This is a genomic window from Frigoribacterium sp. CFBP 8751 (assembly GCF_014841545.1).
Lineage (GTDB): Bacteria > Actinomycetota > Actinomycetes > Actinomycetales > Microbacteriaceae > Frigoribacterium.
Genome location: NZ_JACYUB010000004.1, coordinates 93,806 through 116,282, shown reverse-complemented (window position 1 = coordinate 116,282; position 22,477 = coordinate 93,806). Strand labels below are relative to the sequence as shown.

The 22,477-nt window shown below is 73.2% G+C and carries 19 protein-coding genes; 13 read left to right on the top strand and 6 right to left on the bottom strand.

Annotated elements, in window-relative coordinates; genetic code table 11:
- Positions 1 to 290 precede the first annotated feature (290 nt).
- Entirely contained in the window at positions 291 to 920 is a 630-nt protein-coding gene (gene hxlB / locus IFT88_RS11770; RefSeq protein WP_043596854.1) for a 6-phospho-3-hexuloisomerase, read from the bottom strand.
- A gap of 181 nt (positions 921 to 1,101) precedes the next feature.
- On the opposite strand from hxlB, the gene IFT88_RS17665 reads away from it, so the two are divergent.
- Positions 1,102 to 2,922, top strand: a complete 1,821-nt coding sequence (locus IFT88_RS17665) for a GAF domain-containing protein (protein ID WP_192120771.1) — start codon at positions 1,102 to 1,104, stop codon at positions 2,920 to 2,922.
- 94 nt (positions 2,923 to 3,016) lie between these two features.
- Here the strand turns inward: IFT88_RS17665 and IFT88_RS11760 are convergent, their stop codons facing one another.
- A complete protein-coding gene (locus tag IFT88_RS11760) occupies positions 3,017 to 3,832 on the bottom strand; it encodes a DUF817 family protein (protein ID WP_192120761.1) in 816 nt (271 codons plus the stop codon).
- Positions 3,833 to 4,347: 515 nt separating this feature from the next.
- The gene (locus tag IFT88_RS11755; protein ID WP_043596001.1) at positions 4,348 to 4,662 is read right to left on the bottom strand and encodes a hypothetical protein; all 315 of its coding nucleotides are present in this window, start codon (positions 4,660 to 4,662) and stop codon (positions 4,348 to 4,350) included.
- 333 nt (positions 4,663 to 4,995) lie between these two features.
- On the opposite strand from IFT88_RS11755, the gene IFT88_RS11750 reads away from it, so the two are divergent.
- The 6 genes from IFT88_RS11750 (at position 4,996) to IFT88_RS11725 (ending at position 11,914) form a co-directional block, all read left to right on the top strand.
- Complete coding sequence (locus tag IFT88_RS11750; protein ID WP_043595999.1) at positions 4,996 to 5,784, top strand: DeoR/GlpR family DNA-binding transcription regulator; 789 nt, start codon at positions 4,996 to 4,998, stop codon at positions 5,782 to 5,784.
- A gap of 71 nt (positions 5,785 to 5,855) precedes the next feature.
- The gene (locus IFT88_RS11745; protein ID WP_192120974.1) at positions 5,856 to 6,824 is read left to right on the top strand and encodes a 1-phosphofructokinase family hexose kinase; all 969 of its coding nucleotides are present in this window, start codon (positions 5,856 to 5,858) and stop codon (positions 6,822 to 6,824) included.
- A gap of 33 nt (positions 6,825 to 6,857) precedes the next feature.
- The gene (locus tag IFT88_RS11740) at positions 6,858 to 8,945 is read left to right on the top strand and encodes a PTS fructose transporter subunit IIABC (protein ID WP_137847826.1); all 2,088 of its coding nucleotides are present in this window, start codon (positions 6,858 to 6,860) and stop codon (positions 8,943 to 8,945) included.
- Between the two features lie 154 nt (positions 8,946 to 9,099).
- Positions 9,100 to 9,876: a hypothetical protein gene (locus IFT88_RS11735; RefSeq protein ID WP_056225044.1), complete on the top strand. Its 777-nt coding sequence runs from the start codon at positions 9,100 to 9,102 to the stop codon at positions 9,874 to 9,876.
- Between the two features lie 45 nt (positions 9,877 to 9,921).
- Positions 9,922 to 10,671 carry a gamma-glutamyl-gamma-aminobutyrate hydrolase family protein gene (locus IFT88_RS11730; RefSeq protein ID WP_192120759.1) on the top strand — a complete coding sequence of 250 codons (750 nt, stop codon included), beginning with the start codon at positions 9,922 to 9,924 and terminating at the stop codon, positions 10,669 to 10,671.
- Between the two features lie 28 nt (positions 10,672 to 10,699).
- Entirely contained in the window at positions 10,700 to 11,914 is a 1,215-nt protein-coding gene (locus IFT88_RS11725; RefSeq protein WP_192120758.1) for a Fic family protein, read from the top strand.
- On the opposite strand, the gene IFT88_RS11720 is transcribed toward IFT88_RS11725, so the two are convergent.
- The 3 genes from IFT88_RS11720 to pdxA all read right to left on the bottom strand — a co-directional run bounded on the left by IFT88_RS11720 (position 11,911) and on the right by pdxA (position 16,035).
- Positions 11,911 to 12,690, bottom strand: a complete 780-nt coding sequence (locus IFT88_RS11720) for an SDR family NAD(P)-dependent oxidoreductase (RefSeq protein WP_192120756.1) — start codon at positions 12,688 to 12,690, stop codon at positions 11,911 to 11,913. The two genes, IFT88_RS11725 and IFT88_RS11720, sit on opposite strands and share 4 nt — an antisense overlap.
- Positions 12,691 to 12,875: 185 nt before the next feature.
- Entirely contained in the window at positions 12,876 to 13,652 is a 777-nt protein-coding gene (locus tag IFT88_RS11715) for a DeoR/GlpR family DNA-binding transcription regulator (protein WP_056226686.1), read from the bottom strand.
- A 34-nt stretch (positions 13,653 to 13,686) separates the two neighbouring features.
- A complete protein-coding gene (gene pdxA, locus IFT88_RS11710; RefSeq protein ID WP_192120754.1) occupies positions 13,687 to 16,035 on the bottom strand; it encodes a 4-hydroxythreonine-4-phosphate dehydrogenase PdxA in 2,349 nt (782 codons plus the stop codon).
- A 158-nt stretch (positions 16,036 to 16,193) separates the two neighbouring features.
- Here pdxA and IFT88_RS11705 point away from each other — a divergent pair, with 158 nt between their 5' ends.
- The 6 genes from IFT88_RS11705 to IFT88_RS11680 are packed head-to-tail and all read left to right on the top strand — an operon-like array spanning position 16,194 to position 22,466.
- Entirely contained in the window at positions 16,194 to 17,768 is a 1,575-nt protein-coding gene (locus IFT88_RS11705) for an ABC transporter substrate-binding protein (protein WP_199859210.1), read from the top strand.
- Between the two features lie 2 nt (positions 17,769 to 17,770).
- Positions 17,771 to 18,706 carry an ABC transporter permease gene (locus tag IFT88_RS11700; RefSeq protein WP_043594466.1) on the top strand — a complete coding sequence of 312 codons (936 nt, stop codon included), beginning with the start codon at positions 17,771 to 17,773 and terminating at the stop codon, positions 18,704 to 18,706.
- Positions 18,703 to 19,737, top strand: coding sequence for an ABC transporter permease (locus IFT88_RS11695; protein ID WP_192120752.1), 1,035 nt, complete (start codon positions 18,703 to 18,705; stop codon positions 19,735 to 19,737). The genes IFT88_RS11700 and IFT88_RS11695 overlap by 4 nt, the downstream gene beginning before the upstream one ends.
- Entirely contained in the window at positions 19,734 to 20,618 is an 885-nt protein-coding gene (locus IFT88_RS11690; RefSeq protein WP_192120750.1) for an ABC transporter ATP-binding protein, read from the top strand. The genes IFT88_RS11695 and IFT88_RS11690 overlap by 4 nt, the downstream gene beginning before the upstream one ends.
- On the top strand, positions 20,611 to 21,441 hold the full coding sequence (locus IFT88_RS11685) for an ATP-binding cassette domain-containing protein (protein WP_192120748.1): 831 nt from the start codon (positions 20,611 to 20,613) through the stop codon (positions 21,439 to 21,441). Before IFT88_RS11690 ends, IFT88_RS11685 begins: the two co-directional genes overlap by 8 nt.
- Complete coding sequence (locus IFT88_RS11680; RefSeq protein ID WP_192120746.1) at positions 21,438 to 22,466, top strand: aldo/keto reductase; 1,029 nt, start codon at positions 21,438 to 21,440, stop codon at positions 22,464 to 22,466. Before IFT88_RS11685 ends, IFT88_RS11680 begins: the two co-directional genes overlap by 4 nt.
- Positions 22,467 to 22,477 lie beyond the last annotated feature (11 nt).

The following is a 22,477-nucleotide window of genomic DNA, read 5'->3' as shown; positions in this document are numbered from 1 at the left end:
GTCGTGCACGGCTGCCGCCGACCGGTGCGAGACGACGACACGTGCGTCGAGGCGATCGACGACGGCCAGCGCACGGAGGACGTGACGCCGTCGAGGAGTCGACGCCTGCCAGAGGTCGGCTGCGACGTACGTGCCGGTCGCCAGACGCAGGAGTTCTCCCCGCGCTGCGCGTCGACGCAGCGCGGCGGCTTCACGCGTCTGGTGGCCGACGGAGTCGATGTGGAGCAGGGGAGGGAGGGGAAGTTCGTCCACCCCGACACTGTGCCCGAGATCGCCCGCATNCGGGGCGGCTACTCGAGGTTGGCGTGGCGGGGCCAGAGCTCGTCGGCATCGGCACCCGAGCGCTTCCACAGCGCGTGGAAGACGGCGTCGCCGAGCAGCACGACGGTCTGCTCGAACAGCCCGCCGGCGTACTGCGACGAGGCGGCTCCCGAGCGGTCCTGCTTGTCGGCGGCGGGGACCACGAGCACGGCCTCGGCGAGGTCGGCCAACGGCGAGTCGGCGGCGGTGGTGATCGCGGCCACCCGGGCCCCGGCGTCGACGGCCGTGCGGGCCGCGGCGACGATGCCGGACGTCGTGCCCGAGCCGCTCGCGGTGAGCAGGACGTCTCCGTCGGCGATCGCGGGAGTCGTCACCTCGCCGACGACGTGCACCTCGAGACCGAGGTGCATCAGCCGCATCGCGGTCATGCGCAGGGCGAGACCCGAGCGACCGGCGCCGTGGACGAAGACGCGCTCGGCGTCGTCGACGAGGTCGGCGAAGGCGTCGAGCTGCCCGGACGTGTCGGACGAGTCGTCGCTCCCGGCGTCGGCGTCGAGCACCGCCGAGACGGCGGCGTCGACCTCGTCCGCCACGAGCTCGAGGGCGGTGGCGACGGAACCGTGGTCGTCGTCGGGGGACGTGCTGTCTGCGGGAGTCACGCGTACCAGCCTGCTCGCCCCGCGCCTCCTGCGTCCAGGTTCGGGTGGACGCCCCGGAACGACGGGGCTGCGACCAGAAGAGGGGCCACCGCGGACCCGCACTGGGGGCAGCCCGGTGCCCGCCCGCTGCCTAGCCTGGGACGGGGGGACGACACACCGAGAGACACCCGAGGAGCACCACGTGACCAGGACGGTCGACACACCCGCGCACCCGACGCGCAGCTACGAGCGGCTGAGGCCTGCCATGCGCCTGTTCTACCTGTGGACGATCTCGCGCTCGCGCCACGTGCCCTCCCCGCGCGGTCGGCCGACCTACCGGGCGGACTCCCCCGACCCCGACACCGTGCTGCTGATCGGCACGGGTCCGACCCATGGCTTCGGCGTGACGAGCCACGAGCAGGCGCTCACCGGTCAGATCGCCAAGGAGACCTCGAAGAGCACCGGTCGCGCCTGCTCGGTCGACTACATCGGCGACGAGATGATGAACGCCGGTTCCGCCCGTTCGTGGATCGGCGACCACGACCTCAGCCTGTACGACACGGTCGTCGTGATGCTCGGCCTCAACGACGCCGTCATGCTCACCCCGCTCGAGGGATGGCAGCGTGACGTGACGACACTCGTCACCGACCTGACCCGCCGCGTCCACCCGACCGCCCGCATCATGCTGGTCGGCGTGCAGCCCGTGCGCTCGGTCACGCGGTTCGACAACCCGTTCGGATCGGTCGCGGACCGGCACGCCGCCCGCATGAACGAGATCACCGAGCGGATCGCCGCACAGCACCCGTCGGCCTCGTACTTCCGGCTGCCCCCGGGAGAGCTGCAGCCCGGTCGCCCGCACGGCTGCGAGACGATGTACCGGCAGTGGGGCGCCGTGGTCGCCGACCGGGTGGCCCCGACCCTCGACGTCGTGCGCCGCGGCGAGACCGTCGAGCACATCGGCCGCACGTCCGTCGCGCCCGTCGTGCCCGAGCGGGTCGCCGCCCAGCTCGAGGTGGCCCGTCTGGCGGCCTCGGTGGCCGCACCGGCCCCGGTCGATCCGGTCGTCGCGCAGCTCGAGGCCGCACGGGCGGCCGTCGCCCGACTCGAGGCCGAGCAGGCCGTCGCGGCACGCGCGGCAGCCGCACCCGCACCCGCACCCGCACCCGCACCCGCACCCGCACCGCTGCCGACACCGGCCACGACGCCTGCGCCGATGCCGACGCCTGCACCCGTGAGCACATCCGTGACCGCCCCCGGAACCGCGTCCGTCCCGCCGACCGACACCGCGCCTCCTGCTCGTCCGCGTCGGGCCCTGCCCGAGCCGACCTTCGAGTGGTCGGGAGCCGAGAAGCTGGTCGAGCTCGCGAGCAGCGGTGGCTCGGACACCCTGCAGGACCTCGCCCGCCGAGCCGAGAAGGAGTTCGGCGTCGACGTCGCGGTCGTCTCGCTGCTCGACGGCAAGAAGCTCTACTACGCGGTCAACACCGAGCTGCTGCCGGTCTCGATCCCGCGCGAGCTGACGTTCTGCGACGTGACCGTCGCGGCCGACGCCCCCGTGATCGTCGAGGACGCCCGCAAGGACGACCGGTTCAAGGACAACCCCTACCTCGACCTCAACCACGGGTACTTCTACGCCGGGCACCCCATCCACTCGTCGTCCGGCGAGGCGATCGGCACCTTCTGCCTGCACAACACGCGGCCCCGCAAGGCGAAGAGCGTGTCGTCCGAGAAGCTGGCCGAGTTCGCCCGGCTCGCCGAACTCGAGCTGCAGAGCTACGAGACGGCCGAGGGCGGTCACGACCTGCCGACGATGTACGAGACCCGGGAGGCGGCGGTCGCGGCGGCCGTGTCGGGTCGCGCCCCGCAGGCGGCCGCCCTGGCCCAGGGGGTGGCCGACGCCGCGGGCGCGGTACCCGTCGCCGCGGTACCCGACGTTGCGGCCGCGGTACCCGTCGCCGCGGCGGCTGCTGCCGCACCGGCCACCCCGGCCCCCACGCGCGTCGGGCGCCACGCCGCCCCCTGACCGCGACCCGTGGGCGATGACGCACCACGTCCGCGTCGTCGAACCACCCGAATGCGTGGTTCGACGAGGCGACGGCGGTGCGACCGTCCCGCCGTCAGGCTCGCCGCGGCCCCTTCCGCTGCTTCAGCCACAGCACGAGCACGAAGCTGAAGATCACGAGCACCATCCACGAGCCGATCTTGCTCGGGTGCACGAGGCTCCAGCCGTCGGCCTGCGAGGCGTAGGTCCAGGCACCGAGCAGGGTCGCGGCGTTCTCGGCGACCCAGATGAACAGCCCGATCAGGGCGAACGACACGAGCAACGGCATGCGGCGGTCGACGCCCCGCACGCGGAACGTCACCGACCGCCGGGCGATCAGCAGCGCGGCGACGCCGAGCAGCACCCAGCGCAGGTCGGTGATCCAGTGGTTCGTGAAGAAGTTGACGTAGAAGCCGACCGCGACGGCCATGGTCGCCACCATCGGCACGGGGTCGACGCGGAGGTCGAGCCGGCGCCACGCCTGGCAGATGTAGCTCGCGACCGCCGCGTACATGAAGCCGCTGTAGAGCGGCACGTCTCCCAGGCGCAGCACGCCGGGCTCCGGGTACGACCACGATCCGATCGCCACCTTGAACACCTCGAGCCCGAGGCCCAGGACGTGGAAGACGCAGATGACGAGCAGTTCGTCCCGGGTCTCGAGCCGCGTCACGACGAGCGCGACCTGCACGAGCAGGCACCAGACCAGCAGGGCGTCGTAGCGCGGGATGCCCACGTCCACCACGCGGGTCACGGCGAGCCCGGCGAAGATCGCGACGGCGAACACGCACGAGAGGGCCTGGGCGCGGCCGAAGGCCAGCAGGTCGAGCAGGGACTCGCGCGCGCGGGCGGCGCGACCCAGGCGGCGACGCGGGACGATCTCGACGGCGGACACCGCGCCTCCTCGGTTCGTCGTCGGCGCGGGCCGGGTGGCCGCACCGTCGCCCCGACGGGTGCGACCTCGTCCACGCTACGAAGCCCGAGGAGGCGCGGCGTCCGCCCCGAGGACCACCCGCCTCCCCCGCGGGTCGCGTCCCCGGACACGCGAGAGCCCCCTCGCCGGGGGCGAGGGGGCTGTCGTGGGGTGCTCGTCGGCGTCCCGCGCTGCGGGCCGCTGGTACGCACCGTCGACGGGCCGGGCGTCAGCCCGTCCGAAGTCGTGCACCGGGCCGTGGCCCGGGACGGTCAGATCTGGTCGTCGTCCACCAGGCCGGCCACGAAGGGGTAACGGTCGGCCACGTACTCGTGGAGGTCGGGGTGGACGAGGGTGTCGAGCGAGGGAAGCGAGGAGGTCATGGTCGGGCCGTTCAGTCGAGGTCGTCGGTGTCGTCGAGTGCCGTGTCGAAGTAGGACACGTGGTCGCCGACCTGATCGGCGAGGATGCGCTGTGCGAACGTCATCGTGCCCGCTTCAGGCCGACATCGCGTGGGCCGGGGCGGCCACGAGGAAGTCGGCGTAGGTGGGCTCGTCGACCCGGGGGACGGCCGAGACGGCTGCCGAGATCGGGGCGGCGAGGGCGACGGCCGCGACACGCGCCCGACGGCGACGGGGGTAGGTCTCGATGCGGACGGCCGGCACGCGGGGGTCGCGACGGTAGAGACCGGCGTCGACGCGACCGGTGGTGGGGCGGGTCGTCGCGGGGCGGGCCGAAGCGACCGTTCCGCGGACGAGGGAGACGAGTTGCTCGTGGCCGAGGCCCTGGAGCGAGGCGCTGCTGGTGTTCATGTTCTTCTCATTTCTGGCGACCCTGCGTCACCTGAGGAACCTGCTGGAACTGCGGGCACCGCCCGTGAAGTCGGTGCCCGTACCGCCGTGAACCGGTACGTCCATCACTGTGACAGGTGGATTGCTAGATGAACTAGCCAGATCGGGAAGAGTGCGCATTGCGGACATGGCTCGGTCGACTCCTGATCGATCTGCGTTCGTCTTCGTTTTTCTGCTTTTGTCTTGTTTTATCTGTGGAACCGACGTACAGTCGGCCCACACGGCACGGAACACCGCCGAACGGACACCAGCAGCACCGGCACCAGCAGCACCGCGAGACGACGAGGAGGTCGCATGTACGCCACCGAACGGCACGAGTCGATCGCCGAAGCCCTGCGCTCGGCCGGTCGGGTGTCGGTCAGCGACCTCGCCCTGCGCCTCGACGTCACGGCCGAGACGGTCCGCCGCGACCTCGACGCCCTCGAGCAGGCCGGTCTGCTGCAGCGCGTGCACGGCGGTGCCGTCGCCGCCGGCCGCTCCAGCGTCAGCGAGCTGAGCCTGAGCGAGCGCGAGACCCGACACAGCCCCGAGAAGACGTCCGTCGCCCAGGCCGCCGCGCACCTCGTGCCCCCGACGTTCACGGGGTCGATCGCCCTCGACGCCGGCACCACCACGGCCGCCGTCGCCGCCGAGCTCGCCCGCTGGGCCCCGGCGACACCCGGTACCGTCCTCACCGTCATCACCAACGCCGTCCCGATCGCGGCGCTGCTGCAGCACAGCCCCCACGTCGACCTGCACCTGCTCGGCGGACGCGTCCGCGGCCTGACCAGCGCCGCCGTCGGCACGAGCACGGTCGAGCAGATCCAGGCTCTTCGACCCGACATCGTCTTCGTCGGCGCGAACGGCCTCAGCGCCGGCTTCGGCCTGTCGACCCCCGACGAGTTCGAGGGCGCCGTCAAGTCGGCCTACGTCCGCGCCGGGCGTCGCGTCGTCGCCGTGGTCGACCAGACCAAACACGGCGAGGAGGCGCTGGTGCGGTTCGCGCGCCTGGCCGAGATCGACACCGTGGTCACCGACGCGCTCCCCGCGCCCGACCTGGGCGAGGCGCTCGAGCTCGCCGACGTCGAGGTGATCGTCGCATGAGCGCCTCGACCCCCGCGCCCCGCCCCGTCGTGGCCCCGCTCGACCCCGCACCGCTGCCAGGAGGCACCCGCATGATCCTCACCGTCACCGCGAACCCCTCGCTCGACCGCACGATCGAACTGCCGGGCACCCTGCAGCGGGGTGCGGTGCAGCGCTCGGTCAGCACGACCGACGAGCCCGGCGGCAAGGGCGTCAACGTGTCCCGGGCCCTCGCGGCGTCGGGCGCCGAGACCGTGGCCCTGCTGCCCGGCTCCCTCGACGACCCGGTCCTCGTCGCCCTGCGCGAGCGGGGCGTGCCGACCGTCAACCTGCCGATCGGGCAGCGCCTCCGGGCCAACGTCACCCTGACCGAGCCCGACGGCACGACCACCAAGATCAACGAGCTCGGCCCCGACCTCGGCTCCCACGTGGACGAACTCACCGCCCTCGTCGTCGAACACGCGGCCCTCGCCTCGTGGCTGGTGCTCGCGGGCTCGCTGCCGCCCGGCCTGCCGACGACCTGGCTGGCCGACGTCGTCCGGGCCGTGCGCGCCTCCTGCGGTGACGCCGCCCCGCGCATCGCGGTCGACTCGTCGGGCGAGCCCTTCGCCGCGCTGATCGCGTCGGGCGTCGGCGTCGACCTCGTCAAGCCCAACGCCGACGAGCTCGCCGAGATCGTCGGCGGCGACCCCGAGGCGTACGAGGCCGACCCGGCCTCGGCCGTCGCCGGAGCCCGACGCCTGCGCGAACTCGGCGTCGAGACCGTGCTGCTCACCCTCGGCAGCGCGGGCGCCCTGTTGATCGACGACGAGGGCTCGTGGTTCGCCGCCGCCCCCGTCATCACCGCCCTGAGCACGGTGGGCGCCGGCGACTCGTCGCTGTCCGGCTACCTGCTCGCCGAGACGGCCGGGGCCCCCGCCCCGGCCCGCCTCGCCCAGGCCGTCGCGTCCGGGGCCGCCGCCGCGGCCCTGCCCGGCAGCATCGTCCCCCGCCTCGACCAGACCTTCCCTGACGACATCGACGTCGTCCCGGTGGCCCCCGCGGCCGTCGGGCACCTCTGAGCAGCGTCGCCCAACCCCAAGGAGCAGAACAGCATGTCATCCCTCATCAGCACCGACCTCGTCGGTCTCGACGAAGACCTGGGCGGCACGTCGACCGACGTCATCCGCGCCCTGGCCGCGCGCGTCGCGGCCTCGGGCCGCGCCGGCTCGGCCGACTCGCTCGCCGACGACGCCATCAAGCGTGAGGCCTCGGTCGGCACCGGCGTCCCCGGCGGCATCGCGATCCCCCACGCGCGGTCGGCCTCGGTCACCGAACCCACCCTCGCCTTCTCGCGGCTCGCCCGCACGGTCGGCTTCGGCGCCCCTGACGGCGACGCCGACATCGTCTTCATGATCGCGGTGCCCGAGGGTGCCGACGGCGACCACATGACGGTCCTCTCGACCCTCGCCCGCGCCCTCATCCGCGACGACTTCACCGCCGCCCTCCGCGCCGCGAAGACGCCCGCCGACATCGTGCAGCTCGTCGACGACGAGGTCAGCGGCGAGGTCGCCGAGACGCGCGGCGCCACCGCGACCTCCGCGGCCGGCGCGACCAGCGCCTCCTCGTCCGCGGCCGACGCCACGGGTGACGGCGCGCGTCGCCCGAAGCTGGTCGGCGTCACCGCCTGCCCCACCGGCATCGCCCACACCTTCATGGCCGCCGACGCCCTCGTCGCCGCCGCGAAGCGCCTCGGTGCCGACCTGCAGATCGAGCCGCAGGGCTCGGGCACGGTCACCCCCCTCGACCCGGCCGTCATCGCCGAGGCCGACGCCGTGATCTTCGCCGTCGACGTCGACGTGCGCGACCAGGGCCGCTTCGCCGGCAAGCCCGTCGTCCGCGGACCGGTCAAGCGCGGCGTCGACGCTCCCGACGCCATGGTGAAGGAGGCGCTGGCCGCCGCCAAGGACCCGAACGCCGCCCGCGTGGGCGGCACGGCCGGTGCCGCCGGTACCGCCGCGGGCTCCGCCACCGAGAAGCAGGGCTTCGGCTCGTCGCTCAAGCGCTGGTTGCTGACCGGCGTCTCGTACATGATCCCGTTCGTCGCCGGTGGCGGCCTGCTGCTCGCCCTGGGCTTCCTGCTCTCGGGCTACGAGATCGCCGGCAACGCCGCGACCGTGCTGACCGACTACTCGCTCGTGAACCTGCCGCCCGAGGGCCTGATCTACTTCCTCGGTGCCGCCGCGTTCCAGATCGGCAACCTGTCGATGGGCTTCCTCGTCGCCGCCCTGGCCGGTTACATCGCCTATGCGATCGCCGATCGACCCGGCATCGCCCCTGGTTTCGTCGCCGGTGCCGTCGCGGTCTTCATGGGGGCCGGCTTCATCGGCGGTCTCGTCGGTGGCCTGCTCGCCGGCTTCGCCGCCTACTGGATCGGCAAGCCGAACGTGCCCCGCTGGCTGCGCGGCCTGATGCCCGTCGTGATCATCCCGCTGCTCGCGTCGATCTTCGCCTCGGGCCTGCTCGTGCTCGTGCTCGGCGGCCCGATCGCCGCCCTGACCGTCGCCCTGACCGACTTCCTCAACGGCCTCAGCGGCACCGGGGCGATCGTCCTCGGCGTCATCCTCGGCCTCATGATGTGCATCGACCTCGGTGGACCGGTCAACAAGGTCGCGTACTCGTTCGCCGTCGCCGGCCTGTCGGCGGGCTCCATCAGCGACAACCCCGCTCCGCTGATGATCATGGCCGCCGTGATGGGCGCCGGCATGGTGCCGCCGCTGGCCATGGCCCTCGCCTCGACCGTGCTCTACCGCAAGGGCTTCTCGCAGGTCGAGCGCTCCAACGGCACGGCCGCCTGGCTGCTGGGCGCCTCGTTCATCTCGGAGGGCGCGATCCCCTTCGCCGCGGCCGACCCGCTGCGCGTCATCCCCGCGAGCATGGTCGGAGGCGCGGTGACCGGCGCCATCTCGATGGCCGCCGGCGTCACGTCGCAGGCCCCCCACGGCGGGTTCTTCGTGTTCTTCGCGATCACGGGGCTCGGCATGTGGATCGTCGCCATCCTGTCCGGCACGGTGGTCAGCGCCGTCGTGCTCGTCCTGCTGAAGAAGTTCGTCCGCCGCGGTGCGGCCGCCGGGGCCGACGCGTCGGCCGAGGCCGCCGAGGCCGGATCGGTCGTCGGCCAGCGCAGCCCCGTCGCCGCGTAGCAGCGACACCGCCCCGCACCGACGCCGTCGAGGCGACCACACGAGGAGGCGCGCTCCGGGAAGCCCCGGAGCGCACCTCCTTCGCTGTGGACGGGCCGCGGACGGGCGGCCGCGTCCTCTACCCTGGCGTGAGCAACCGATTGGACCCCACGCCGTGACCGACATGAGCCTGAGGCTCCCCACCACCCATTTCCGTGCCGTGCTCGACCTGGGCCAGCGCCCGGCCGCGCAGACGCCGCTGCCGACCGCGCTCGGCAAGCCGAACCTCTACGCCGAGTACGACGACGACGACCTGATCACCGCGCTGTACGTCGGCTACGAGACCGGTCAGGTGCACCTCGAGACCACGCCCTCGGGCGACGTCGAGCACCACTTCCACCTCGCGAACGGCGACGACAGCGACCTCAGCCCCTTCGGCGTCGCCGACACGCGGGTGCTCGTCGAGTGGTCGACCCGGCTGATCGTCGACCTGCACCGCCGCATGCCCGACCTGCTCGACGAGGTCGACGAGGCCGCCGCCTGGCACGACGCCGGCTTCGACCTCTACGTCTGCGAGGTCGAGGAGCCCCGCAAGCTCGACCTGATCGAGGTCGACATCGAGGGCGAGCTGCTCACCCTGCCGTGGCTCGGCTCGGGCGCCGTCGAGCACGACCACATCGAGGGCGACGACCACCCCATCGCGCTGAGCTGGACGCCCCAGGGGTCGTCCGACGCCGTGCCGATCGCGGAGGCCTGGCTCGATCCGCGGACCGACCAGCCCCTCACGAAGGCCCTGCCCGGCATCGACTGGGACGCCGTCGGCTGGGGTCGCGACGAGGTGCTGCCCTGGCTCGAGGCGATCTACATGAACCACCACGTGCTGCCCGACGCGGCCGGCACGATCCTCACGGGCGTGCTCGAACGACTCGGCGGGATCGACGGCACCGACTAGCGAGGCGTCGCGCACGGGGGCGGGCCGCGCTGCCAGGATGGCGAGATGAGCGACTCGGCCGCACCGCGCCTCCTGAACCTGTTGGTCCTCGACGTCACCGACGAGGCCCGCGACGACCCGGCGTTCGCGCGCGAGCTCGACGAGTTGTCGACCTCGGTGGTCGCCGCCGCCGAACAGGTCGGCTTCGCGGTGCGCCGGGTGCCCGCGAACCGGCTCGGCGACGTGCGCACCGCCCTCGCCGAGGCCGACGCGGTGCTCGTCACCGGCGGTGAGGACGTCGACCCGAGCCACTACGGCGGGCCGGTCGACTACCCGGGGCGCGGCCAGACCTTCGCCGACGCCGACCGGGTGCAGTTCGAGGTGGTGCGCGGGTCCGTGGAGGCGCGGGTGCCGCTGGTCGGCATCTGTCGCGGCATGCAGGTGGTCGACGTCGCCCTCGGCGGAGACCTCGTGCAGCACCTCGACCACCCGGGCCACGTGAACCCCGACGACGCCTCGGACAGCATGGTCGACCACCCGGTCCGCCTCGAGGACGGCAGCACGCTCGCGACGATGCTCGGCACGACGTCGCTGGTCGTGCGCAGCTCGCACCACCAGGCGGTGGGGCGCCTGGGCGAGGGGCTGCGCGCGGTCGCCTGGGCCGACGACGGCACGGTCGAGGCCGTCGAGCACGACACGGCTCCGGTGTGGTGCGTCCAGTGGCACCCGGAGGACCGCGGGGCGACCGGCACGGTGCTCACCGACCTGCTCGTGGCGGCGCGCGACGCCGCCCTGGTTCGTCGAGAGGACGTTTGATCCGCTAACCATGGCTAAGGTGGGCGGCATGCCCCTGGTTCCCCCGCCCTCGTGGCCGCGGGTCGAGTACGAGAGCCACCCCTGGGACGACGACGAGGACGCCCCGCTCTCCCGCCGAGCTCGACTGCGGTCACGCGGCCCGTACGAGGCCGCCGTCACCCCGGCCATCGCCGGGGCGGCCGTGCCGAACCTGCCCGCGGACCTCGTGGTCGACTGCGAGGACGCCGTCGCCGAGCTGGCCCGCTTCGACGCCGAGGTGGGCGCGTTCACCGCCCCTTTCGCGGCGATCCTGCTGCGGAGCGAGAGCGCGTCGAGCTCCGAGATCGAGAACCTCACGGCCATGCCCCGTGGCATCGCCCTCGCCGCCCTCGGCCGGAAGGCCGGGACGAACGCCCGGCTCGTCATCGCCAACGCGCACGCGATGGAGGCCGCCGTCGCCCTCGCCGACGACCTCGACGACGCTGCCGTGGTCGCGATGCACGCGGCCCTCCTGGGCGACGAGCAACCGCATCACACGGGCCGCTGGCGCGATCAGCAGGTGTGGATCGGCGGCACGGGAACGAGCCCGCACACGGCGGACTTCGTGCCGCCCCGCGCCGAGAGGGTGCCGCGAGCCATGGACGACGTGCTCGCCTTCGCCCGTCGTGACGACCTGCCGGCCCTCGTGCACGTCGCGCTGACGCACGCGCAGTTCGAGACCATCCACCCCTTCCCCGACGGCAACGGCCGGACGGGTCGCGCGATCGTCCACTCGATGCTGAGACGGCTGGGCGTCATGCGTCAGGTGACGGTGCCGGTCTCGGCCGGCCTCCTGCGGGACGCCTCGGGGTACTTCGACGCACTCGGGGCGTATCGCGACGGCGACGTCGAGCCGATCGTCCGCGCCTTCACCCGCGCGACCGTCGAGGCGGTCGACAACGGCCGTTCGCTCGTGACCGACCTGACCCGGCTCCGCCTGCAGTGGGACGAACTCACGACCGCCCGCGCGGGGTCGGTCGGTCGACGTCTGCTCGACGTGCTGCAACGCCAGCCCGTCGTCGACGTGCCGTCGGTCGCCCGCGAACTCGGGGTCGCGACGAACAACGCCCGGGCCGGCATCGAACGACTCGTCGACGACGGCATCGTGCGGCCGATCGGTGAGGCACGCCGCGGACGCCTGTACGAGGCGCCCGACGTGCTCGTCGCCCTCGACGCCTTCGCCGTGCGGGCCAAGCGCGGCCGACGACCCGGGCCCGGCGCCTAGCGCTCGCGGACGATCAGGGCCGAGGCCGCGGTCACGAGTCGACGGGGCAGGAAGCGGTGCGCCTGGGCACCGATCGCGTTGCCGAGCCCGCTGACCACCACGGCACGGCGACGGCGGACGGCCCGCAGTGCCACGGTGACGACCTGCTCGGGCGTCTGGCGACCGCTCGTGAGGAAGTCGCTGCCGGTCGCGGCGAAGAACCCGGTCTCGGTCGCCCCCGGGCAGAGGGCCGTGACGGTGACGCCCGACCCGCGCACCTCGGCGTGCAGCGCCTCGCTGAACGAGAGCACGAACGCCTTCGTCGCCCCGTAGACCGCCATCGTCGGGATCGGCTGGAACGCCGCCGTCGACGCGACGTTGACCACCGTGCCGCGTCGGCGGGCCACCATGCCGGGCAGCAGCGCGCGCGTCAGCGCGACCACCTGTGAGCAGTTGAGGTGCAGCTGCGCCTGGACGGCGGCGGGGTCGGACTCGGCGAACGCCCCGTGCGAGCCGACGCCGGCGTTGTTCACCAGCACGTCGATCGTGCGGTCGCCGACCGCGGCCAGCACGGTCTCGACCCCCTCGGGCGTCGACAGGTCGGCGACCACGGCCGTGAACGACCCGGAGGCGCGGGTCGCCACGAGCTCGGCCCTCACCTGCTCGAGGCGGTCGCCGCTCCGTGCCACGATCACCACGTCGTGGTCGGGCGCGAGCCGCCGGGCGAACTCGGCGCCGATGCCGCCGGAGGCGCCGGTGACGAGAGCGATGGGCAGGGACGCGGTGGGTGCGGGCATGCCGTCCATCCTGCCCGACGGGGTGCCGGCTCTCCGACGGGGTGCCGGCTCTCCGACGGGGTCGCACCACCGTTGCGTCGTCGAACCACGCGACGGGGTGGTTCGACGACGCATCGGTGGTGCGACCTCCGGCAGGAGGCGCGGGGCGGGGCCCAGCGGGCGCAGCGTCGGCCGGCCGGTCGGCGTCAGCCGACGGGCGCGACGACCACGTCGACGCCGGCGGCCGCGAACTCGGCCAGGGCCTCGGGCGCGGCCGTGGCGTCGGTGACGAGCGTCCAGCCCTCGGGCAGGGCCGCCCGGGCGTGGAACGTCGCGCGACCGAGCTTCGAGCCGTCCGCCAGCACGTAGACGCGCTCGGACTGGCGGCACATCAGCTCTTTGAGGCGGGTCTGCACGAGGTCCGCCTCGACCACGTGCCCCGAGGCGAGCACGCCGTCGGCGCCGAGGAACACCCGGTCGAAGGTCAGGCGCTCGAGCGCGGCCTCGGCCAGCGGCCCGACGAAGCCCTGGCTGGCCGGACGCAGCGTGCCACCGAGGCACTCGAGGTGGATGCCGTCCGAGTCGGCGAGCTGCTGGATGACGGCGATCGAGGTGGTGGCGACCGTCGCGACCAGACCCGAGCGCGCCTCCCGGGCGAGGGCCGCGACCGACGACCCGGCGTCCAGCAGCAGGGTCTCGCCGTCGTGGACGAGCGTGCGGGCGTACCGGGCGATCTCGGCCTTGGCGACCCCGGCCTCGCTGTTGCGCTGCCGGAAGGTCGGCTCGGCCCCGGGGGCGCCGAGCGGCATGGCCCCGCCGTAGGTGCGCGCGATCTCGCCGCGCCGGGTGAGCTCGGCGAGGTCGCGGCGGATCGTCGACGGGGTCACCTCGAAGCGGCGGCTCAGCTCGTCGACGCTCGCCAGCCCGGTGGTGTGGGCGAGCTCGACGATGTCGCGGCGTCGCTCCCGTGCCGTGGTGCTCATGCGATGGCCGTCCTGATCGGTGGGGCGGGCGGCGTCACGCCGACGGTGCACCGACCTCGACGGCGTCGGCCGGGCTGGGCGACATCTCGACCGCCTGGCGCAGCGCCTCGATCATGCTACCGACGGCCACGACCCCGGTGCCGGCGATGTCGAACGCGGTGCCGTGGTCGACCGAGGTGCGGATCACGGGCAGCCCCACGGTGATGTTGACACCGGCCTCGATGCCGAGCACCTTCACCGGCCCGTGGCCCTGGTCGTGGTACATCGCCACGATGAGGTCGTAGTCGCCGCGACCGCCGAGGAAGAACGCGGTGTCGGCCGGCAGCGGTCCGACGGCGCGGATGCCGTCGGCCTGCAGCACCTCGATGGCGGGGGTGATCTTCTCGGCCTCCTCCCCGTAGCCGAACAGGCCGTTCTCGCCGGCGTGCGGGTTGATCGCGCAGACGCCGATGCGGGGGTCGTCGACGCCCGCGCGGCGCAGGGCCTCCCAGCCACGGCGCACCGTGCGCTCGACCAGGCCGGGCTCGATCTTCGCGATGGCGTCGATCAACCCGATGTGGGTGGTCACGTGGATCACCTTGATCTTGGGCGTCGAGAGCATCATCGACACCTCGCCGACGCCCATGAAGTGGGCCAGCAGCTCGGTGTGACCGGGGAACACGTGACCGGCCTCGTGCAACGCCGCCTTGTTCAGCGGAGCGGTGCAGATGCCCTGCACGAGGCCGGCCATGCCGAGCTCGCACGCGATGCGGATGTACTCGTACGCGGCGTGGCCGGCCTCGGCCGAGACGGCACCCCAGGGCAGGTCGGCCGAGAGCAGGTGCGGGTCGACGACGTTGATGCGGCCGGGGCTGAAGACGGCGTCGGCGGGGCCGTCGACCTCGACGATCTCGGCGTCGACGCCGAGCGCGGCGGCCCCCAGCCGCAGTCGGTGGGCGTCGCCGACGACGACCGGGCGGGCGTCGCGGTAGGCGGCCTCGTCGAGCAGCGCGCCGACGGTCACCTCGGGTCCGACGCCGGCGCCGTCGCCCATGGTGACGGCGATGAACGGCCGCGTGTCGGGTGTCGTCGTGGTCATGGGGGTTCTCCGTTTCGTGGGGGCGCCGGACGCGGCCGACGCGGTGAGGTCATGGGGGTCGGCGCCGGCGCGCGTGCGGCGCACCAGGTCGACGAGGTCGGCGAGCACGGTCGGGCCGCCGAAGCTGCCGGGCTTCGTGGCGACGAGCCGGCCGTCGCCCGCGGTGCCCCGCCCGTCGGCCGCGAGGCTGAGGACGGCACCGTGCTCGACCTGCGCGAGCGGCCGCAGGGTGGTCGTGGCGAGCCGGTCGAGCACCGCGCGGGCGGTCTCGCCGCCGGTCAGCACGAGGTCGAGCTCGACGTCGGCGCCGATCCGGGCGACGACCTCGGCGAGGGCCGCCGACCCGACGAGCGGGTCGGGCAGGCGCCGTGCGGTCACCGTCAGCACGGCGACGGACGACCGGGACAAGGAGGCGCGGGTCACCTCGACGAGGTCACCCGCGTCGTCTGCCGGGTCGAGCACGTGCACGTCCGCACCGGTCGCGGCGAGCACGTCGGCGTGGCCGCGGGCCACCTCGGCGGCCGAGCCGACCACGACGAGGACGGGTCGCACGGGCCCGGCCCCACCACGGGGCGCGACGTCGTCGGATGCGAGGACGTGGCCCCCAGGGGTCGCGGCCGGGGTCACGGCCGGAGCCACCGCGTCGGCGAGCGCGGCGGCGAGCGCGGCGCTGCCCGCGAGGGCGACGGGCCGACGGACCCCGGGGCGCACGGACAGCCGGAGAACGGCCGCGACCACGGCCGCGAGGTCGTCGTCGGTCTCGGCGTCGACGAGGGCGAGGGCTCCCCCGACGAGTGCGTCGTCGAGGCGAGCGGCGAAGGCGACCGGACCCGAGCGAACGACGTCGAGGCCGACGAGGGCCGACGGGTGGTCGACCAGTTCGGCGAGGGTCGCGGGGGCGTCGCGCGGTTCGAGGTGCCAGAGGGGCGTCTCGGCCAACGGTCGCCCGTCGACGAGGGGCCGCCCGCCGACGACCGTGCGCCCGAGAGCGGGCAACGCCCCCGCCACGACCACGTCGTAGCCTCGGCCGGTCAAGGCCTCGAGCTCGGGCCCGACGTGACCGCGCCAGAGCGAGTCCGTCTTCTTCAGGACGAGGGTGCCGACCGGCAGGGGCAGCGTGTCGATCGCGACCCGCGCCTCCTCGGCGGTGCCGGCGCGGGTGCCGACGTCGACGACCGTGACCCCGGTGGCCGGCCCGGACGGCACGCCGAGCGAGACCGAGGTCTCGTGACCGCGCAGCCGGAACTGCTCGGCGGTCTCGGCGGCGCCGGACAGGTCGTCGGCGATGACGGTGATCGGGGTCATGATGCGGCCATCCTGACACGACTGCGCGTTGTGCGCCAATGGTCTTGCGCGAAACGCGCAGCCCTGGCACAGTGTCATCCAGCCCGGACGAGGGCGTCGCAGCGCTGCGGGACCGGGCGCCGTCGACCTCGTCGAACCCCTGGATCGAGAGGTCGATGATGACCGTTCCGTTCGCGGACCACGAGATGTCGCGCCGTACCCTGCTCCGCTGGGGTGCCGCCGCCGGACTCTTCGTGACCGCCACCAGCCTCGCCGGCTGTGCCGGTCCGACCGGGCTGCCCGGGCCCGGCACGCTGACCCTGGCCCTCAACCGCTCGCTGGTCAGCCTCGACAACAAGCTGAACCAGTTCGACGCGGCCGTCACGGTGCAGCGGGCGGTGCGCCAGGCGCTCACGCGCATCGGCCCCGACATCACGCCCGAGCTCGTGCTCGCCGAGAGCTTCGAGCCGACGAGCGACACGCAGTGGACGGTCCGGCTGCGCGAGGGCGTCCGCTACTCGGACGGCACGCCCGTCACGGTCGCCGACGTCGCCACCGCGCTGCAGATGTACGAGCAGGTGCAGGGCTCGTTCGTCGCCAGCTTCTTCCCCGAGTTCCCGACCGTGACCGCGATCGACGAGCGCACCTTCACGCTCGACTCGTCGCAGCCGATCCCGGTGCTCGACGCCTTGATGAGCAACATCCTGATCACCCCGGCCGCGGCCAACAAACCGGAAGAGCTGCAGGACGGCGTGGGCAGCGGCCCGTTCGTCGTCACGCGCTTCAACCGCGGCGCCGGCACCTACAGCCTGACCCGCAACGAGCAGTACTGGGGCGAGGCCCCCGGCGTCGACCGGGTCGAGGTACGGTTCCTGCCCGAGGAGTCGAGCCGGGTGATCGCGCTGCGCAGCGGCGAGGTCGACGTGATCGACTCGATCACGCCCGACTCGGCGACGCAGCTGCAGGGACTGCCCGGGATCGCCCTCGACGAGGCCTCGAGCCTGCGCATCAACCAGATCTTCTACAACTTCCGCAAGCCCGAGGGGCACCCGCTGGCCGACGCCCGGGTGCGCGAGGCGCTCAGCCACGCCATCGACGGCCGCGCCCTCGTGCGCGACGTGCTGACCGACTCGGTGACGCAGGCCGACGGCGTCGTGCCGCCGAGCCTGCTCGGCTACGCGAAGACCGGCGAGTACCGCTACGACCCCGACCTCGCCCGGCGCACGCTCGCCGACCTCGGGGCGAGCGACCTGACCTTGCGCATCATCTGGGAGACCGGCGAGTTCGCCGGCGACACCTTCATCATGGAGGCCCTCGTCGAGATGTTCGGCGCGATCGGCGTGCGGACCACGCTGCAGCAGTTCGAGCCCGGTGGCGACATCCTGCAGTGGCGCCAGGGCAAGGCCGGCGACTGGGACCTGCTCGGCAACGGCTTCTCGGCCCCCACCGGTCTCGCGTTGACCATCTTGCAGGGCATGTACGCGGGCACCGCCGAGAAGGAGCAGACCCGCGACACCTACCAGGGCTACGTGCAGCCCGACGTGGCCGAGGCGATCGCCCGCGCGTCCACCGAACCCGACGCGACGCTGCGCCAGCAGCGGCTCGCCGAGGCGCAGCAGGCGGCCTGGGACACCTGGCCCTGCGCCTGGGCCTTCGTGCCCAAGTCGGTGCTCGCCCGTCGCGAGCGGGTCGAGCGCCTGGCCCTCGCGTCGTCCAACACGTATCCGCTCGCCGACGTCCGACTGGGGGCCTGACCATGGCGACCTACATCCTCAAGCGCCTCGGCCAGGGCCTGCTCACCGTGTTCCTCACGGTGTCGACGGTCTTCGTGCTGATCCGCCTCGCCCCCGGCGACCCGGCCGTGGCCTACGCCGGGCCGCTCGCGACGAACGAGCAGCTCGCCGCCGTGCGCGAGCAGTTCGGACTCGACGACCCGCTGCTGCAGCAGTACGGCGTGTTCCTGCAGCAGTTGTTCACGGGCAACCTGGGCACCTCGTACTCGTTCCAGGCACCGGCCGTGCAGGTCGTCCTCGAACGACTGCCGTACACGCTGACGCTCTCGTTCGCGGCGATCCTGCTGGCGGCCGTCGTGTCGATCCCGCTCGGCGTCTGGATGGCCCGCCGCACCGACACCCGCAGCGAGACCGGCGTGAACGTCGTCGCGATCGCCGGCCAGTCGATGCCCGACTTCTGGACCGGCATCCTGCTGCTCAGCGCCTTCGCCGTCGTGATCCCGATCTTCCCGGCCTCGGGCTTCGCGACCTGGGGCGGCCTCGTCCTGCCGACCGTGACGATCGCCATCCTGCAGGTGGCGCTCATCTCCCGACTCGTCCGACGCGAGATGGCGACCAACTTCTCGGCGCCCTACCTGACCGTGGCCCGGTCGCGTGGGGTCTCGGAGCGCGCCCTCACCTGGCGCTACGCCATGGGCAACTCGGCGATCCCGGTCTTCACGGCCCTCGGCACCCGGTTCGCGGCGATGCTCAACGGCGTCGTCGTGGTCGAGGTCGTGTTCGCCTGGCCCGGCGTCGGGTCGCTCATCGTGCGGGCACTCGAGACCCGCGACTACCCCCTCATCCAGGCGACCGTGCTGGTCACGTCGCTGCTCGCCGTCGGCGTCCAGCTGCTGATCGACCTCGCCTATCCCCTGCTCGATCCGCGCGTGCGGCTCGGAAAGGCGAGTGCCGCATGACCCGCACCGACACCTCCGGACGCCCGTCCGGCCCGGCGACCGCCGGCCCGTCCGGCCGGACCCCCGAGGAGGCGCGACCCACCGCGGTCACGCCGCGCCTGCTGAAGAGGTCCGAAGCGGCCCGACGGACCTCCGCCGCCCGCGTCAAGCTCTGGGTCGGGGCGATCTGCGCCCTCGTCGTCATCATCCCGATCGTGCTGGCGCAGGCCCTGCCGCTGCCCGACGCGAACGGCCAGGACCTCGGCAACCGCCTCGCGCCTCCGTTCACCGCCGGTCACCTGTTCGGCACCGACCAACTGGGTCGCGACCTGCTCTCGCGGGTGCTGCACGGCGGCCAGGTCTCGCTCGCGATCGGCGTGCTCGCCGTCCTCGTCTCGGGTGCCATCGGCGTGGTGCTCGGCTCGATCGCCGGGTTCTACGGGCGCTGGGCCGACACGCTGATCAGCCGCCTGCTCGAGGCGCAGATGTCGCTGCCGCTGCTCATGATGCTGCTGCTCGTCGTGGCGCTGTTCGGCCCGTCGATCCCGGTGATCACCTTCGTGATCGCGATCGCGCAGTGGCCCGAGGTGGCCCGGCTGACCCGCTCGCTCGTGCTCGTCGAACGCGAGAAGCCGTACGTCTCGTCCGCCCGGACGCTCGGCCTGAACCGCTTCACCATCCTGCTGCGCCACGTCGTGCCCAACGTCATCAAGCAGGCGACGCTCGTCGTGCTGCTGCTGCTCGCCCAGGCCGTGCTGCTCGAGAGCGCCCTGAGCTTCCTCGGGGCGGGTCCGCAGCGACCGTTCGCCACCTGGGGCCGCATCATCTCGGACGGCCAGGACTACGTCACCACGGCCTGGTGGATGGTCACCATCCCCGGCCTGTTCATCGTGTTGCTCGTCGTCGGGGTGAACCTGCTGGGCGACGCCCTGCGGGACCGGCCGCGCCGGTCGGCGGCCTCGCGCCTCCGTCGGTTCGTCGGGCTGCGCCCGTCGGCCTCGGCGTCGACCTCGGCGCCGACCTCGGCCCCGAAGAAGGGAACGCTCGCATGACCCCCGTGACCGACGACTCCGTCGACCCCGACCTGCTGCTCGAGGTGCGCGACCTGCAGATCGAGCTGATGACGACGAACGGCATCGTGCGCGCCGTCGACGGCGTCTCGTTCCACATCGCCCGCGGCGAGACCGTCACGATCATCGGCGAATCGGGGTCGGGCAAGTCGACCACCGCGATGGGCGTGCTGCAGCTGCTGCCCGCCGACCTCGCCGTGGTCTCGGGCCACGTGCGCATCACCGGACTCGACGTGCTCGCCTCCGCCTCGGCCGTGCGGACGGTGCGCGGCCGGGCGGTCGCCCTGATCCCGCAGGACCCCATGACGGCGCTCAGCCCGGTGCGGTCGATCGGCTCGCAGCTCGGTGAGGCGATCCGCATTGCCGGGGCCGCCAGCGGTCGGGCCGCCGTGACCGCGCGGGCCGTGCGCCTCCTCGAACAGGTGCACATCCCCGACCCCGTCGCCCAGCTGCGGAAGTTCCCGCACCAGCTCTCGGGCGGCATGCTGCAGCGCGTGCTGATCTCCATCGCCCTGGCCTGCGAGCCGCAGCTCATCGTCGCCGACGAGCCGACCAGCGCCCTCGACGTCACGGTGCAGGCCGGCATCCTCGACCTGCTGCTCGAACTGCAGGAGCAGCGCGGCATCGGCCTGCTGATGATCACCCACGACCTCGGGGTCGCCCGCCTGGTGTCCGACCGCATCCACGTCATGAAGGCCGGCGTCTTCGTCGAGTCGGGCGACGTGCGACAGATCGTCGAGCGCCCCGCCGAGCCGTACACGCAGGGGCTGCTCGCCGCGGTGCCCACCCTGGGTGCCTGGGACGAGACCCCGTCCACACCCGCCACGACCAGCACCGACCGACCGGAGGCCACCCGTGTCTGACACCATCCTCGAGGTCGACGACCTGGTCGTCGACTACGGCAGCGGCTCGACCGCGCACCGCGCCGTCGACCACGTGTCGTTCTCGGTGCGCCGCGGCAGCACCTTCGCCATCGTGGGCGAGTCGGGCTGCGGCAAGTCCACGATCGCCAAGGCGGTCATGCGGCTGTTGCAGCCGACCAGCGGGCGCATCGTGCTCGACGGCACCGACCTGGCGACCCTGTCGGAGGCGCTGCTGCGGCCCCTGAGGCACCGGTTCCAGATGGTCTTCCAGGACCCCTACGGCTCGCTCGACCCGCACCTGAGCGCCCGGGACATCGTCGCCGAGCCGCTCCGGCTGAAGGGCGTGCGGTCGGCCCAGGACCGGGCCACCGAGGCGGCGCGCCTGATCGACCGCGTCGGCCTGCCGTCGACGGCGCTCGACCGTCGCCCGCACGAGTTCTCGGGCGGCCAGCGCCAGCGCATCGGCATCGCCCGGGCGCTCGCCTCGAGCCCGGACCTGCTGATCTGCGACGAGGCGACGAGCGCGCTCGACGTGTCGGTGCAGGCGCAGGTGCTCGAGCTGCTGCGCGAGATCCAGGTCGACACCGGCATCACCTACGTCGTCATCTCGCACAACCTCGGCGTCGTGCAGCAGATCAGCGAGAGCGTCCTCGTCATGAAGCAGGGCGCCGTCGTCGAGCAGGGCGCCACGGCGCAGGTGCTCACGTCGCCCGCCGAGGACTACACACGGCGGCTGCGCCGGGCCGCCCTCGACCCCGCCACGATGACGGGCGTCAAGCCGCGCCACGTCGTCCGCAGCCTCTCGTTGGGAGCCACCGCATGAGCCGGACCGACACCGCCCGGACCGACACCGTCGCCGACGCCGACACCGCCGTGACGGGCGACGCGGCGGCCACCCGACCCGCGCCTCCTCGGCTCGTGCTCGGCACGATGACCTTCGGCGACACCGTCGACGAGGCCACCGCCGCACGGATGCTCGACACCGCGCGCGACGCGGGCGTCAGCTGGATCGACACCGCCAACGCGTACGTCGGCGGCACGACCGAGACGATGCTCGGCCGCCTGCTCGCCGGGCGACGCGACGAGGTCGTGCTCGCCTCGAAGGCCGGCATGCCCCACGCCGACGCGGGCGGCCTGCCGCCGCTCTCGGCCGTGGCCCTGCGCGCGAGCGTCGAGGCCAGCCTGCGCCGCCTCGGCACCGACCGGCTCGACCTGTTCTACCTGCACCAGCCCGACCGCCTGACGCCGCTCGACGAGACCCTGTCGACGGTCGCCGCGCTCGTCGCCGAGGGCAAGGTGCTCTCGCTCGGCGTCTCGAACTTCGCCGCCTGGCAGATCGGCGACGTCGAACGCGTGGCCGACGCCGTGGGAGCTCCCCGCCCGGTCGTCGCACAACAGCTGTGCAACCTCGTGGCCCGCCGTCTGGACGACGAGTACCTCGAGTTCGCGAGCGTCCACGGGCTCGAGACGATGGTCTACAACCCGCTCGGCGGTGGCCTGCTGACCGGTCGGCACCGGTTCGACGAGACGCCGACCGACGGGCGCTTCGGCGACTCGGCCCTCGCCGAGATGTACACGAAGCGCTACTGGGACGCCGACCTCTTCGTCGCGATCGACCGACTGTCGGGCGTCGCGGCCGAGGCCGGGGTGACGCTCGTCGAGCTCGCCCTGCGCTGGGTGGCGTACCGGCCCGAGGTCGGTTCGGTGCTGCTCGGCGGCTCGCGGCCCGAGCAGCTGACCGCCAACGTCGCCGCGATCGCCGACGGGCCGCTGCCCGACGAGGTCGTGGCGGCCTGCGACGAGGTCGGACGCTCGTTGCGGGGGCCGATGCCTCCGTACGCGCGCTGACCCGCGCCTCC

Coding starts and splice junctions, on each gene's coding strand:
- IFT88_RS11755 (WP_043596001.1), bottom strand. CDS start 4,662: ATGAACACCAGCAGCGCCTCGCTCCAGGGCCTCGGCCACGAGCAACTC.
- IFT88_RS11750 (WP_043595999.1), top strand. CDS start 4,996: ATGTACGCCACCGAACGGCACGAGTCGATCGCCGAAGCCCTGCGCTCG.
- IFT88_RS11745 (WP_192120974.1), top strand. CDS start 5,856: ATGATCCTCACCGTCACCGCGAACCCCTCGCTCGACCGCACGATCGAA.
- IFT88_RS11740 (WP_137847826.1), top strand. CDS start 6,858: ATGTCATCCCTCATCAGCACCGACCTCGTCGGTCTCGACGAAGACCTG.
- IFT88_RS11730 (WP_192120759.1), top strand. CDS start 9,922: ATGAGCGACTCGGCCGCACCGCGCCTCCTGAACCTGTTGGTCCTCGAC.
- IFT88_RS11725 (WP_192120758.1), top strand. CDS start 10,700: ATGCCCCTGGTTCCCCCGCCCTCGTGGCCGCGGGTCGAGTACGAGAGC.
- IFT88_RS11720 (WP_192120756.1), bottom strand. CDS start 12,690: ATGCCCGCACCCACCGCGTCCCTGCCCATCGCTCTCGTCACCGGCGCC.
- IFT88_RS11715 (WP_056226686.1), bottom strand. CDS start 13,652: ATGAGCACCACGGCACGGGAGCGACGCCGCGACATCGTCGAGCTCGCC.
- pdxA (WP_192120754.1), bottom strand. CDS start 16,035: ATGACCCCGATCACCGTCATCGCCGACGACCTGTCCGGCGCCGCCGAG.
- IFT88_RS11705 (WP_199859210.1), top strand. CDS start 16,194: ATGACCGTTCCGTTCGCGGACCACGAGATGTCGCGCCGTACCCTGCTC.
- IFT88_RS11700 (WP_043594466.1), top strand. CDS start 17,771: ATGGCGACCTACATCCTCAAGCGCCTCGGCCAGGGCCTGCTCACCGTG.
- IFT88_RS11695 (WP_192120752.1), top strand. CDS start 18,703: ATGACCCGCACCGACACCTCCGGACGCCCGTCCGGCCCGGCGACCGCC.
- IFT88_RS11690 (WP_192120750.1), top strand. CDS start 19,734: ATGACCCCCGTGACCGACGACTCCGTCGACCCCGACCTGCTGCTCGAG.
- IFT88_RS11680 (WP_192120746.1), top strand. CDS start 21,438: ATGAGCCGGACCGACACCGCCCGGACCGACACCGTCGCCGACGCCGAC.